Annotated in this window: 13 protein-coding genes and 1 other RNA gene; 7 read left to right on the top strand and 7 right to left on the bottom strand. The window is 71.1% G+C overall.

All coding sequences use genetic code 11. The features are described 5' to 3' along the window. Position 1: 1 nt before the first annotated feature. Together AC3AOF_RS01280 and AC3AOF_RS01275 are read right to left on the bottom strand one after the other, a co-directional pair. Complete coding sequence (locus AC3AOF_RS01280; RefSeq protein WP_488347472.1) at positions 2-1,012, bottom strand: alpha/beta hydrolase; 1,011 nt, start codon at positions 1,010-1,012, stop codon at positions 2-4. 237 nt (positions 1,013-1,249) lie between these two features. Then, positions 1,250-2,542, bottom strand: coding sequence for an RsmB/NOP family class I SAM-dependent RNA methyltransferase (locus AC3AOF_RS01275; protein ID WP_488347471.1), 1,293 nt, complete (start codon positions 2,540-2,542; stop codon positions 1,250-1,252). Positions 2,543-2,653: 111 nt separating this feature from the next. Between AC3AOF_RS01275 and AC3AOF_RS01270 the strand changes: the two genes are divergently transcribed. Then, positions 2,654-2,842, top strand: coding sequence for a hypothetical protein (locus tag AC3AOF_RS01270; protein ID WP_236990733.1), 189 nt, complete (start codon positions 2,654-2,656; stop codon positions 2,840-2,842). A gap of 125 nt (positions 2,843-2,967) precedes the next feature. Here the strand turns inward: AC3AOF_RS01270 and AC3AOF_RS01265 are convergent, their stop codons facing one another. Beyond that, complete coding sequence (locus tag AC3AOF_RS01265) at positions 2,968-3,387, bottom strand: MAPEG family protein (RefSeq protein WP_488347470.1); 420 nt, start codon at positions 3,385-3,387, stop codon at positions 2,968-2,970. A gap of 322 nt (positions 3,388-3,709) precedes the next feature. Here AC3AOF_RS01265 and ssrS point away from each other — a divergent pair. The 5 genes from ssrS to AC3AOF_RS01240 all read left to right on the top strand — a co-directional run bounded on the left by ssrS (position 3,710) and on the right by AC3AOF_RS01240 (position 7,496). Then, a non-coding RNA gene (gene ssrS / locus AC3AOF_RS01260) (6S RNA) lies at positions 3,710-3,867 on the top strand. A 10-nt stretch (positions 3,868-3,877) separates the two neighbouring features. Beyond that, positions 3,878-4,468 (top strand): 5-formyltetrahydrofolate cyclo-ligase, encoded by a 591-nt coding sequence (locus AC3AOF_RS01255; RefSeq protein WP_236990731.1) that lies wholly within the window; start codon positions 3,878-3,880, stop codon positions 4,466-4,468. Positions 4,469-4,476: 8 nt separating this feature from the next. Further along, complete coding sequence (locus AC3AOF_RS01250) at positions 4,477-5,298, top strand: TIGR00282 family metallophosphoesterase (RefSeq protein ID WP_203154019.1); 822 nt, start codon at positions 4,477-4,479, stop codon at positions 5,296-5,298. A 118-nt stretch (positions 5,299-5,416) separates the two neighbouring features. Beyond that, complete coding sequence (locus tag AC3AOF_RS01245) at positions 5,417-6,457, top strand: MotA/TolQ/ExbB proton channel family protein (RefSeq protein ID WP_488347469.1); 1,041 nt, start codon at positions 5,417-5,419, stop codon at positions 6,455-6,457. Between the two features lie 25 nt (positions 6,458-6,482). Beyond that, the gene (locus AC3AOF_RS01240) at positions 6,483-7,496 is read left to right on the top strand and encodes a peptidoglycan -binding protein (RefSeq protein ID WP_236990729.1); all 1,014 of its coding nucleotides are present in this window, start codon (positions 6,483-6,485) and stop codon (positions 7,494-7,496) included. A 600-nt stretch (positions 7,497-8,096) separates the two neighbouring features. On the opposite strand, the gene AC3AOF_RS01235 is transcribed toward AC3AOF_RS01240, so the two are convergent. Beyond that, the gene (locus AC3AOF_RS01235) at positions 8,097-9,902 is read right to left on the bottom strand and encodes an ABC transporter transmembrane domain-containing protein (protein WP_236990728.1); all 1,806 of its coding nucleotides are present in this window, start codon (positions 9,900-9,902) and stop codon (positions 8,097-8,099) included. Positions 9,903-10,115: 213 nt separating this feature from the next. Here AC3AOF_RS01235 and rpmE point away from each other — a divergent pair, with 213 nt between their 5' ends. Next, positions 10,116-10,352: a 50S ribosomal protein L31 gene (gene rpmE / locus AC3AOF_RS01230; protein ID WP_236992830.1), complete on the top strand. Its 237-nt coding sequence runs from the start codon at positions 10,116-10,118 to the stop codon at positions 10,350-10,352. A gap of 128 nt (positions 10,353-10,480) precedes the next feature. On the opposite strand, the gene rcdA is transcribed toward rpmE, so the two are convergent. From rcdA to AC3AOF_RS01215, 3 genes are all read right to left on the bottom strand, one after another. Next, entirely contained in the window at positions 10,481-11,005 is a 525-nt protein-coding gene (gene rcdA / locus AC3AOF_RS01225; protein WP_236990727.1) for a protease adaptor protein RcdA, read from the bottom strand. Positions 11,006-11,861: 856 nt separating this feature from the next. Next, positions 11,862-12,854, bottom strand: coding sequence for a type I pantothenate kinase (coaA, locus tag AC3AOF_RS01220; protein WP_236992829.1), 993 nt, complete (start codon positions 12,852-12,854; stop codon positions 11,862-11,864). 26 nt (positions 12,855-12,880) lie between these two features. After that, positions 12,881-13,204: a phosphoribosyl-ATP diphosphatase gene (locus tag AC3AOF_RS01215; RefSeq protein WP_488347468.1), complete on the bottom strand. Its 324-nt coding sequence runs from the start codon at positions 13,202-13,204 to the stop codon at positions 12,881-12,883. Positions 13,205-13,237: the final 33 nt, after the last annotated feature.

Below are 13,237 nucleotides of genomic sequence, written 5' to 3'. Positions count from 1 at the left end.
CTCACAGCCGGATGAACCCGCGCCGCCTCGCCCAGGTCGCGAACAGGCCCGGCCAGGCCGCCGCGGGCGACCCCGGCACGCCGAGGTTGAAGCCGTGGCCGCCGCGCTCGAACAGGTGCATCTCCACCGGCACCTCGACGGCCCGCAAAGCCGAGAACATCAGGAGGGAGTTGTCGACGACCGCGATCGGATCGTCGGCGGCCTGGGCCAGGAAGGTCGGCGGGGTCTCGGGCGGCACGCGGGTCTCGACCGAGTAGGTCTCGGTGGCGATCCGGGTCGGGCTGTCGCCGACGAGGACGCGGCGGCTCGAGGTACGGTCGAACGGGGGTTTGAGGGTGATGACCGGGTAGATCAGCGCCGCGACGTCGGGCCGGGCGGAGACCGCATCGTCCTCGTCCACGGGCTTGTAGAGCGGCGCGGCGAAGCGGGTGCTGGCCGCGCCCATGAGGTGGCCGCCGGCGGAGAAGCCCATCACCCCGACGCGGTTCGGCTCGTAGCCGTAGCGCCGGGCCCGCGCCCGCACCAGCCGCGTCGCCCGCAGGGCGTCCTGGATCGGCGCGTCGGCCCCTGCCGCCCAGCCCTCGCCGGGCAGGCGGTAGACCAGCGCGAAGGCGGTGACGCCGAGGCTGTTGAGCCAGCGCCCGACCGGCACCGCCTCGTGGCCGAGATCGATGCGACGGTAGCCGCCGCCGGCGGCGATCACCATCGCGCTCCCGGTCGACCGCGCCGGGCGCATCACCAGCAGGCAGGGCTCGGCGACGCCGGTGACCACGCCCTCGCGGCTCTCGTCGAAGCGCGGCCCGTCCGGACCGGGCCCGCCGCCCCCCGGCGGCCTGCCGGGCCAGAGCGGCATCACCTCCAGGGTGGCGCCGGGCGCGGTCTCCGGCGGTGCGTCGTGCCCCAAGGGTGTCTCCCGGGGTTTGTCCTGGCCCGCAGGCCGCTCCTGCGCGGCGGCGGGCGCGAGGGCGAGGGCGGCCGTTCCCGTGAGCAACGTCCTGCGATGCAGCGCCATGCCGACCGTCCGATACGCCCGAAGGACCCGACCCCTATCCCGAAGACCCATGCCCCAAAGCGCGCGAGGCCAAGGCTCGCCGGCCGCGGGACGACCCCTCGTCCACCCTGCATAAGCCAAGCTGCCGATAATGCACGGCGGAAAAGTACCGGGCCGAAAAGTACCGGGCACGCCCTGGGACACGATCCCTGGCGATGCGACGCGCCCGTCTCAGGGATGATCCGGCCCGTGCGCGTCTCAAGGGTGAGCGCCGGTGCGCTCCAGGAGCGCGACGTAGAAGCCGTCGGTGCCGGTCCGCTCCGGGCTCATCTGGATGCCGTGGGCGGTGCGGCGGACCTTGGCGGCGACCGCGTCGGGCAGGTCGAGGGGCCGGGGCGCGATGTCGTCGCGCCGGCCTGCGAGCCCGGCCACGGCCGCGTCGTTCTCCTCCGGCAGGAGCGAGCAGGTGATGTACACGATCCGCCCGCCCGGCCGCACCAGCCGCGCGGCGCGGTCGAGGACCGCTTCCTGCTCGGCGACCCGCGTCGCGAGGCTGCCGGGGCGCAGGCGCCACTTGGCATCCGGGTTGCGCCGCCAGGTGCCCGAGCCGGTGCAGGGCGCATCGACGAGGACGAGGTCGGCGGTGCCGTCGAGGTCGGTCAGCACGTCCGGGCGCCCTTTTCCGCCGCGCGGCGTGCGTATCTCGGCCGTGGCGCCGGCCCGGCGCAGGCGCTCGTGGATCGGCGCGAGGCGGCGCGGATCGCCGTCGGTGGCGATCAGCCGGCCCGCGTTGTTCATCAGGGCGGCGAGCGCCAGGGTCTTTCCGCCGCCGCCGGCGCAGAGGTCGATCACGGTCATGCCGGCATCCGCCCCGGAGAGGCGGGCGGCGAGCTGCGAGCCCTCGTCCTGGATCTCGAACCAGCCGTCCAGGAATTCCGGCTCGACGTGGAGCGCCGGCCCGCGGCCGTCCTCGCCCAGCGGCACCCGCAGGCCGTCCGGCGAGAGCGGCGTCGGCTCGGGCGCGAGATGGGGCAGCGCCTCGGCGGTGCCCTGGCGGGTCGCCTTCAGGGTGTTGACCCGGATGTCGAGGGGCGCACGGCGGGCGAGCGCTCGCAATTCGGGCAGGAGATCGTCGCCGAGCGCTGCCGCCAGCGACGGCACCACCCATTCGGGCACGTCGCCGGCGACGTGGACCGGAGCGTCATTGAGCGTCCCGGTCTCGAGCCTCGTCCGCTCGGCCTCGGTGAGGGGGGCGGGCGCGAAGCGCTCGCCGGTGAACAGACCGGCGACCGTCTGGGCCGCGAGGCCGCGCTGGAGCCGCAGCGAGCCGATCAGCACGGCGCGGGGCGTCTCCTCGCCCATGATCCAGGCGGCGGAGGCGCGCCGGCGCAAGGCATCGTAGACCAGGGTGGCGATGGTGGCCCGGTCGCCGGAGCCGGCGAAGCGGTGGGCGAGGCCCCAATCCTTCAGGGCATCGGCCACCGGGCGGCGGCGCTCGGCGATATCGGCCAGGACCTCGATGGCGGCGGAGAGACGGGCGCCGGGGGTCATCGCGAAACCGCCACGCTTGTGCCGCGGGACCGGCTCATCCCGGCCAAGCTTTCGGCTAGGCGCGTCCCGACACCTTGACCGTTCCACCCGCAGAGCCGGAGTTCCGCTCGCATGATCCGTCGTCCCATCCCGTCCGCCCTCGCCGTGAGTCTCGCCGGCCTGATCGCCCTGGCGGCCGGCGCCTGCGCCACCGCCCCGGCGGCGCCGGCCGTCGACCTCACCCCGCCGCCGCCCCGGCCCTACGATGCCAAGACGCAGCTCGAATACGGCAGCCCGCCGCCGCGGGCCCCGCGCTACTGAGTGCCCTCGCGAAACTCCCGCCGCGCCGACGCCGCCTCGGCGCGCGACGACGGTGATCGGGAGTTTCGTGAAAGACACGGATGGCCCCCTTACCCTCCTCGCGCCGGGATGGCGAGAAGCCGGCTTCAAGCGACGAGAATCCTGACGGCGAAGATCCCCCACATCGCCATCAGGACGATCGCCCCGGCCAAAAAGGCCTGGAAGCGCCGGATCACCACGTTGCCGGTGACGTAGATCCCCGCATGGGCGATCCGGGTCAGCACGAACAGCCAGGCGAGGCCGACGAAGAGGTGATCGGCCTTGCCCGTCGCGAGCGCGAACCCGGTCAGGACGTAGAACAGCACCGGCAATTCGAACTGGTTGGCGAAGGCGTTCGAGACCTGCTGCACCGGCGCCGGCCAGGTGCGCTCGCCGAGCGAGATGTCCTTCAGCGTCACGGCGCCGGCCCGCGCCGCGGCAAAGCGTGCCCGCCCGGTCCAGAGCAGCAGGAGAAGGGTCAGCAGGACCTGGACGAAGACGGGGGCGAGGACGGCTTTCGGGCTCATGGGGTCCTGTGGGATTTGTTGAGCGTTTGCGATCTTTATTCGAGAGGCCTGCGTCGGATCGCGTGGTAAAGACACCCCGACTTGCGACCTCATCCTCAGGTGCGACCGGAGGGAGCCTCGAAGGAGGGCTCCAGGGATCTCTGAGGTGTCTGGAGCCCTCCTCCGAGGCCGCTGCGCGGCATCTCAGGATGAGGTCGCGGGGTGGGACATTCCCGATGCCGCGGTCGTGCGGGATGCACCCGCTCCTCCGCTTCAGCCCTCGGCCCCAAATCCCCCCATCCGCCCCCTTTCGCAACCGCCCCGGCGACGCTACATGGGGTCGGCGGGGCTGCGGTTCTCGTCAGGAGACAATATCCCCGGGGCCTTATCGACTCCCTCGGGAGCTGTCACTGCCCTGGTCCGTGGACCGGGGCATAACGGCGCCCACCTACTTCGTAGGTTTCCCGGGATCGATTCTCCAACGGCTCTCGTGGCTCCGCGCTGGACTGACATGACGACGGACGTTTCCCCCGCCTCCCCGGACAAGGCCGCGTTGCGGAACGCCGCCCTCGCGCGGCGGGACGGGCTGGCGGTCGAGGCCCGCGAGGACGCCTCCCGCCGCATCGCCGAGACGGTCCTGTCCCTCCCCGAGATCGCGCAGGCCGACGTGGTCTCGGCCTATTGGCCGATCCGCAGCGAGGTCGACGTGCGGCCGCTGATCGCGCGTTTGCGCGCCCGCGGACAGGCCGTGGCCCTGCCGCAAGTCACGCCCGACGGGCTGGTGTTCCGCCTCACGGCCGAGGGCGACGCGCTTAGCCCCGGCGGTTTCGGCCTGAGCGAGCCCGGGCCCGATGCGCGGATCGTCGATCCCCGCGTGCTGCTGGTGCCGCTCGCGGCCTTCGACCGGCGCGGACACCGCATCGGCTACGGCAAGGGCTATTACGACCGGGCGCTGGCCCGCCTCGACGTGCCGGTCCGTGCGCTCGCCATCGGCATCGCGTTTTCCGCCCAGGAAACCCCCTTCGTGCCGGACGGCCCGCACGACCGGCCCCTCGACGCCATCGTGACCGAGGCGGGCCTGATCCACCCCACCGGAGACTGAACCCCGCCATGCGCCTCCTCTTTCTCGGCGACATCGTCGGCAGGCCGGGCCGCCTGGCGGTGAGCGAGCGCCTGCCGGCCTTGCGCGAGCGCTGGCGCCTCGATTGCGTGGTGATCAACGGCGAGAACGCCGCCGGCGGCTTCGGCATCACCGAGAGCATCTGCGACGAATTGATCAATGCCGGCGCCGACGCGGTGACGCTCGGCAACCACTCCTTCGACCAGCGCGAGGCGATGGTGTTCATCGCCCGCCAGCCCCGGCTGGTGCGCCCGGCGAACTACCCGCCCGGCACGCCGGGCCGCGGCGCCACGGTGGTCGAGACGCGGGCGGGCGCCCGGGTCCTCGTCGTCAACGTGATGGGCCGGATCTTCCTCGATCCGCTCGACGATCCCTTCGCGGCGGCCGAGCGCGAATTGTCGGCCTGCCCGTTGCGCGACGCCGCCGATGCGGTGATCGTCGACGTCCATGCCGAGGCGACGAGCGAGAAGGAAGCCTTCGGCTGGTTCCTCGACGGGCGTGCGAGCCTCGTCGTCGGCACCCACACCCACGTCCCGACCGCCGACCACCGCATCCTGCCGGGCGGCACCGCCTACATGTCGGATGTCGGCATGTGCGGCGACTACGATTCGGTCCTCGGCATGCAGAAGGACGAGCCGGTCCGCCGCTTCCTGCAGAAGACCCCAGGCAGCCGGCTCGAAGCCGCGACCGGCGAGGGCACGCTCTGCGGCATCGCGGTCGAGACCGACGATGCCACCGGCCTCGCCCGGCGGGTGAGCCCGGTGCGCCTCGGGCCGCATCTCGAGGAAACCTGGCCGCGGCACTGGGATTGAAAACCCCCGGGACGCCGGCTCGGGCCGGCTTGATCGGCCAAGCCGCACCCGGCACAGTGCCGGCGGCCCCCGCCACGCGAGGCAGGGGATGGCCCCGCGACAGTGAGTACGGCCCGCGATGGCGGCGAGCGCAGCGTCCCCTCCCCTGACATCGCCGCGGATCTACCTCGTCCGCATGGCGGTGTTCCTGACGCTGGCCGGCTTCCTGGCCTTCGTGCTCTATCGCCAGATCGTGCCGGCCTTCATGGCCAATCCGGGCCTCAACGGCCTGATCCTCGGCGCGACCTCGATCGCCATCATCATGGCGTTCGGGCAGGTGCAGCGCCTCTTCCGCGAGGTGCGCTTCGCCAACCGGACCGCCACCGGCGCCGCCGATCCCGGCAGCCCCCGGGTGCTCGGCGCCCTGGTGCCGGCGCTCCAGGAGGCGCGGGCCGGCCGGCCGCACCCGCAAGGGCAGTTCCAGCCGCTCCTCGACAGCGTGGCGTCGCGGCTCGACGAGGGGCGCGAGATCCTGCGCTACATCGGCGGCCTCCTGATCCTGCTCGGCCTCTTGGGCACCTTCTGGGGCCTGATCGACACGCTCTCGGCGGTCGGCGGCGTGATCCGCTCGATGCGGGCGGGCGGCGGCGACGCGGCGGTGATGTTCGACGAATTGAAGAGCGGCCTCGCGGTGCCGTTGTCGGGAATAGGCCTCGCCTTCTCGGCCTCGCTGTTCGGCCTCGCCGGCTCCCTCGTGATCGGCTTCCTCGACCTCCAGGCGGGGCAGGCCCACAACCGGTTCTACAACGAACTCGAAGACTGGCTCGTCACCGCCGCGGGCCCGGCGCCGGCGCCCGTTCCGGTCCCCGTCACGGTGCCGGCATCGGCCGCGCTCGCTAGCGCCCCGCCGCGCCCACCCGAGCCCGCCCCGAAGGGCGACGCGGTGCTGAAGGACATCGCCGACGCGATGACGCGGCTCGGCACCCTGGTCGGCGACAGCACGGCGCATGGCCGCGCCAGCACCCAGGCGATGGCGAACCTCGCCGAGGGCATCCAGGGCCTCGTCCAGCACATGCGGGCCGAGCAGCAGATGATCCGCGACTGGGTCGAGGCGCAGGCCAACCGCGAGCGCGAGCTGAAGCAGGTGCTCGACCGCCTCGCCCGGGAGAAGGTCGAGTGAGAGACGAAGGTGGAGTGAGACCCTGATGGCCGGCCGCCTCGTCCGGCGCGACCGCGCCCTCAATGTCTGGCCCGGCTACGTCGATGCGCTGACGACGCTGCTGCTCTCGGTCGTCTTCCTGCTCACCATCTTCGTCACCGGCCAGTTCTTCCTGTCGCAGGAATTGTCGGGCCGCGACACGGTGCTGGAACGGCTGAACCGCCAGATCTCCGAGCTGACCGACCTCCTGGCGCTGGAGCGCTCCGGCAAGCGTGCGCTGGAGGACAGCGCCGCGGGACTTCGGGCGAACCTGCAAGGGTCGGAAGCCGAGCGCCGACGGCTGCAGGATCTGCTCGCCGGCGGCCAGGGCGCGGAAGGCAAGGCGGCGGAACTCGGCCGCCAGCTCGATGCCGAGAAGGGCGCCACCACCCGCGCCCTCAGCCAGGTCGATCTCCTGAACCAGCAGATCTCCGCGATGCGCCAGCAGCTCGCAGCGTTGGAGGATGCGCTCGCGGCGTCCGAGACCCGCGACCGCGAGAGCCAGGCCCGCATCGCCGATCTCGGCAGCCGCCTCAACGTGGCTTTGGCGCAGCGCGTGCAGGAACTGGCGCGCTACCGCTCGGACTTCTTCGGGCGCCTGCGCCAGATCCTCGGCAACCGCCCCGACATCCGCATCGTCGGCGACCGCTTCGTGCTGCAATCCGAGGTGCTGTTCTCCGCCGGCCAGGCGGTGCTCAAGCCCGAGGCCGGGCCGGAGATCGACCGGATCGCCAGCGCCATCCTGGAGCTCAACCGCCAGATCCCGGCCGACATCCCGTGGGTGCTGCGGGTCGACGGCCATACCGATGCGCGGCCGATTAACTCCTCGCAATTCCCGTCGAACTGGGCGCTGTCGGCGGCCCGCGCCATCGCGGTGGTGCAGTACCTCGTGGGCAAGGGCATCCCGCCCCAGCGCCTGCTCGCCGGCGCCTTCGGCGAGTTCCAGCCCCTCGACACCGGGACGAGCGAGGAGGCCTATGCCCGCAACCGTCGGATCGAGATGAAGCTGACGGAGCGGTGACAGGATTATCCCGACGGTCGTTGAAAACGACCATTGGTCCCGTTCTCGGATTTTCGCCAAGCCCGAGGTCCCGGACTTCTGGGCTTGGTGTCGAAGATTCGAGATGGGCCAAACGCCCGAGGCGTCAGCATCTCGGGCCGTTGGTATTACGGCTCACGCTGCAACGCGATCTGCATCCTCCTCCCATCCGCGGCCTCATCCTGAGGTGCGACTGAAAGGAGCCTCGAAGGAGGGATCCAGAAGTCTCAGGGCTAACTGGAGCCCCCTTCGAGATCAGTCCATCTCCGATGGAGCGCGATCTCCGGTCGCCAACACCTCAGGATCAGGTCGAGGGATGGGGGAAGGACCTACCGGAACGGGCGAGGCGCCTCGCATACGGCTTCCGATCGATCGCTTCGCGATGCGGAAACCGGCTTCGCTCAGGCGTGTGAAGCCTACGGCTTCACCGCGCGGGCCTGGTGATACGGCGTCCGGAAGGAATCTTCGGAAGCCGTATCATACGATTTCCGACTGATCGCTTCGCGATGCGGAAATCGGCTTCGCTCACGCGCCGCGCGGGCTGGTGATACGAAATCCGGAAGTGTTCTTCCGGATTTCGTATCACACCTCCGCCACCTGCCGCTCCCCCGCCAGGTCGACCCCGGCACCGAACTGCAATGCCGCCAGCTGGGCGTAGAGCCCGCCACGCGCCAGTAGCGCGTCGTGGGTGCCCTCCTCGGCGATGCGGCCGTCCTCCAGCACCAGGATGCGGTCGGCGGCCCGGATGGTGGCGAGGCGATGGGCGATGACCAGGGTGGTGCGGCCCTTCATCAGCACGTCGAGGGCGGCCTGGACCGCCCGCTCGCTCTCGGCGTCGAGCGCCGAGGTCGCCTCGTCGAGGAGCAGGACCGGGGCATCCTTGAGGATCGCCCGGGCGATGGCGATGCGCTGCCGCTGGCCGCCCGAGAGCGTGACGCCGCGCTCGCCGACATGGGTCGCGTAACCCTGCGGCAGGGCGCGGATGAAACCGTCGGCATGGGCCTGGGTCGCTGCGCGCTCCACCTCGGCCTGGTCCGCCTCGGGCCGGCCGTAGCGGATGTTGTCGAGGATGCTGCCGCTGAACACGACCGGGTCCTGCGGCACCAGGGCCATGCGGGCGCGCAAGGCCTCGGGCTCGACCGCGTCGACCGGCACGCCGTCGATCCGCACCTCGCCGGATTCCGGATCGTAGAAGCGCAGGAGCAGTTGCAGCACCGTGCTTTTGCCGGCGCCCGACGGCCCGACGAGGGCCACGCGCTCGCCCGGCGCCGCCGTGAAGCTGAGATCGTGGAGCGCCGCGTGCTCGGGCCGGGTCGGGTAATGGAAGCGCACATGCTCGAAGGCGATCTCGCCGCGCGGCGGCACCGGCAGGGCGCGGGGCCGGTCCGGCGCGGCGATGACCGGCACGGTGTCGAGGATCTCGCCCAGGCGTTCGGCGGCACCGGCGGCGAGCGTCAACTCGCCGTAGACCTCCGAGAGCTGGCCGAGCGCACTCGCGCCGAACACCGCGTAGAGCACGAATTGCGACAATTGCCCGGCCGAGATCGTGCCGGCGGCCACCCCTTGCGCGCCGTACCACAGCACGCCGACGACGCTGGCCGAGATCAGGAAGATCGCCACGCCCGTGAGCAGCGCCCGCGCCCGGGCCGAGCCGCGCGAGGCCAGGAACGCCTCCTCGGACGCCGCGGCGAAGCGGGCGGCGGTGGCCGGCGCCATGCCGAAGGCCTGCATGGTGCGCACCGCCCCCACCGCCTCGGTGGCGAAGGCCGAGGCGTCGGCGAGCCGGTCCTGCGCGGCCCGCGAGCGGCGTCGCACGCCGCGGCCCGACAGGATCAGCGGGAAGACGATGAGCGGGATCGCCGCCAGCACCAGCACCGAGAGCCGGGGGCTGGTCCAGACCATCATCCCGACCGCGCCGGCGAACAGGAACAGGTTGCGCAGCAGGATCGAGAGCGAGACCCCGAAGACCGACTTCACCTGGGCGGCGTCCGCGGTCAGGCGCGAGACCAGCTCGCCGCTGCGCGCCCGGTCGAAGAAGGCGGGATCGAGGGTGGTGAGGCGGGAGAACACGGCGGCGCGCAAATCCGCCACCACCCGCTCGCCGAGCGTCACGACGCAGTAGTAGCGGGCGGCGCTGGCGACGGCGAGGACCGCCACCACCCCGATCAGGCCGCCGAAATAGGCGTCGATCATCCCGACCTCGCCGTGAGCGAAGCCGAGATCGACCACCCGGCGCACCGCCACCGGCACCGTCAGGGTCGCGCCCGAGGCGGCGACGAGCGCCACGATCGCGGCGCCGATCCGGCCCTTGTAGCGCGCCGCGAAGGGAATGAGGGGCTTCAGGGCCCCGAGGGAGGCGCGGGGACGGGCGGTGTCGTTACGTGCCATCTGAACTGTCGTGCTGTCCGGGGTGCCGGCGCTTGTTTGGCGCACGGAGGTGAGGTATAGGCCGCCGCTCATCCGATTACGCGCGATCAATGGCCGCGGCCCGAAGCGGAGCGTTCGGCGCGGGTCGCACTCTAGGAATTCGTCATGGCAAAGCAAGCAGCCCCCGCCGCCAAGCAGGCGGTCCCCGCCGGCAAGTCGGTCGCGACCCCCAAGGTGGCCCGCACGGCGACCGAGCACCCGGACTACCACTTCATCAAGGTGGTGCTGACCGACGGCAGCTCGTTCATGACGCGCTCCACCTACGGTAAGGAGGGCGACACCCTCAACCTCGACATCGACCCGAACACGCACCCGGCTTGGACCGGCGGCGAGCAGAAGCTGCTGGACCGCGGCGGTCGCCTGTCCCGCTTCAACTCGCGCTTCGCCGGTATCTCGTTCACCAAGAAGTAAGCAGCGGCATCGTTCGCACGAAAAAAGCCCCGGCCTCGCGGTCGGGGCTTTTTTCGTGCCCGGATCTCCCGGGTCTTTCGCCGCACCGGGCACCGGGGAGGGGCGCGCCCTCCCCCCTGCACCGGCCTTCAGCCGAAGGCCACGCGCAGCATGTCGTGCTGGGCGAAGACCGGGCTCACCCGAGGCTCCGGGGTCGGGCGGTCGTCGGAGATCAGGCGATCGAGGTGGACGATGCGGGCATGCAGGCGCTTCGACTGCGCGATCAGGGCCTGAAGCGACAGCGGCAGTTCGGCGATCAGGACCGGGCCGCTCTCGTTCGGCTCGGTGGTGGAAAGGCGAACCCGGGTCTTCTCCTCGGCGGCCTCGCTCAGGCTCAGCTCGCCCTCGGACACAGCGCGCTGCACCAGGAGCCAGGACGCGATCTGCATCAGCCGGGTGGTGAGCCGCATGCTCTCGCTGGCATAGGTCAGGGCGGCGTGGCGGGCGAGCAGGCGCGATTCGTCGCGGCCGGGACCGTCGAGATAGGCCGCCGTCTCCTCCACCAGGGTCATTCCCTCGCGAAACAGCATCTTGAAGCTCTCGGAGGCCACGAAGGTCTCGCCGAACCGCACGGTGGGCTGCTCGTCCCGAAACATCACGTCCATCACGCCCATGATCCCTCCTGTGCCACCGCGACGCCGGTCCCGCTTCGTTACGGGACATTCACGGTGCGCTCGGGCTGTCTGGCGCAACGATAGCGCCATGACGCGGATCGCGCGCCGTCAACGATTGATTAACCTTAACGTCAACGCGGGCAGGGGATGGACGATCCCGGGGAAAGCGGGAAAATCGCGGAGAACGGCGGCAAGGGAGCGGAAAAAAGAAAGCCGCCCACGGGGGGCGGCTGAAAGAGTCGTACAGGGAGGCATCAAACAGAGTGGACAGAGACCACTCGACATCCAGAAAGCTGGACCGCCTTGGTTATCGCCTGGAAGGCTTAAAAAATGGTTAACGCTGGCGGGGCGAGACCGGAAAAGCGGTGCCGGCGCAGGCGGCTGGAGCCTTTCCCGACGACGTGGAGACCGGTTCGTCGCGGGCGATGCGGCAACCTCAAGGGCCTCGAGGAGCGCCCGAATCCGGCCTGCTGCGACAGGAGCGAGGCTCGGCGGGACAAGAACGAGGCGCCGCACATCCTCTCTCCCCGCGGGCGGCAGAGCTGTCCGGGTCGAATTTCGGTCCGGATGCATGCCCTGCCGCGCCGGCGGTGATTCCGGAGCAGTTCGGCGGTCGAGACACGATCTCGAGTCAGCACCGCCTCGTCCTGCGCGTCCGCAGCCAGGAGCGGATGCGTTCCCGCCGCCGACCCCTTCCATCCGTCCCTCCCGTTCCGGGAAAAGGACGAACGACGCCCGGCGCGGCAAACCGGCCGAAGCCTGGGTGGCCCTTGGCCGCCCGCAGGGGGAAGGGAGCCCGCGTCCCGGACAAGCCTAGATTTGTGGTCGACGGCGATGAAACGTGCTGCGGCGCGTCCTACAACCGCCGCAACGCCACGCTCTCGATGCGATGGCTCGCGCCCTTGGCGAGGATCAGGCTGGCGCGCTGGCGCGTCGGCACGATGTTGTCGCGCAGGTTCAGGAGGTTGATGCGGTTCCACAACCCGTCGGCGATGACCAGCGCCTCCTCCTCGCTGATCTCCGCATACTTGCGGAAATACGACAGCGGATCGCGGAAGGCGGTATGGCGCAGGCGCAGGAAGCGGTTGACGTACCAGCGGTGCAGGTCTTCCTCGTGGGCGTCGAGATAGACCGAGAAGTCGAAGAAGTCCGAGACGAACGGGATCGCGGTGCCGTCGCGCGGCAGGCGCGCGGGCTGCAGCACGTTCAGCCCCTCGACGATCAGGATGTCGGGCCGGTCGACCACCGTGGTCTCCCCCGGCACCACGTCGTAGACGAGGTGGGAATAGAGCGGCGCGGCGACGTGGCGCTTGCCGGCCTTGATGTCGGCGAGGAAGCGCAACAGCTTCGGGGAGTCGTAGCTCTCCGGAAAGCCCTTGCGCTCCATCAGGCCGAGGCGGTTCAGCTCGGCATTGGGCAGCAGGAACCCGTCGGTGGTGACGAGGTCGACCTTCGGGGTGTTGGGCCAGCGGGCGAGCAAAGCCTTCAGCACCCGGGCGGTGGTCGACTTGCCGACCGCGACCGAGCCGGCGACCCCGATGATGTAGGGCACCTTCACCTCGCGCTCGGCGAGGAGGAAGCGCTGGGTCGCCTTGAACAGCCCCTGCGTCGCCGCGACGTAGAGCGAGAGCAGCCGCGACAGCGGCAGGTAGATCGCGATGACCTCTTCCAGCGAGATCGGGTCGTTGAGCGATTGCAGCCGCATCACGTCGTCGGCCGTGAGGGTGAGCGGCGTGTCGGCACGTAAATGCGCCCATTCCTCGCGGGCGAAGACCCGGTAGGGCGAGAGGTGGTCGGTCGCCTCGTCGAGGCTCGCCGCCAGTTCCGCCGCGCCGAGGGTCGGGGGCATGCTGGCTCCGTCGATGCCGGCCTCGTTCATGCCGGCCTCCTTGCCGCCTTCTCGGCGATGCCGCTCTGGGCCGTGCGCCGCTCCAGTTCCGCCATCACCGCCTCCAGCGGCACCTCGGCGGCCCTGAGAACCACCAGCAGGTGGTAGAGCACGTCCGCCGCCTCCGCCGTCAGCCCGGCGCGGTCGCCCTGCACCGCGGCGATCGCGGCCTCGACCGCCTCCTCGCCGAGCTTCTTCGCCGGCCGGGCCGGCCCGCCGGCGACGAGCTTGGCGGTGTAGGATTCCTCCGGCGCGGCCGCGGCGCGCTCGCGGACGATGCGGTCGAGGTCGGCGAGGGTGAAGGCGGTCATGCGGCTGCCATAGATGTCTCCGGGTGAACCCTG

It is taken from the genome of Methylobacterium sp. 142-1Y (assembly GCF_057747795.1).
This window is presented reverse-complemented; position numbering and strand designations above follow the sequence as displayed.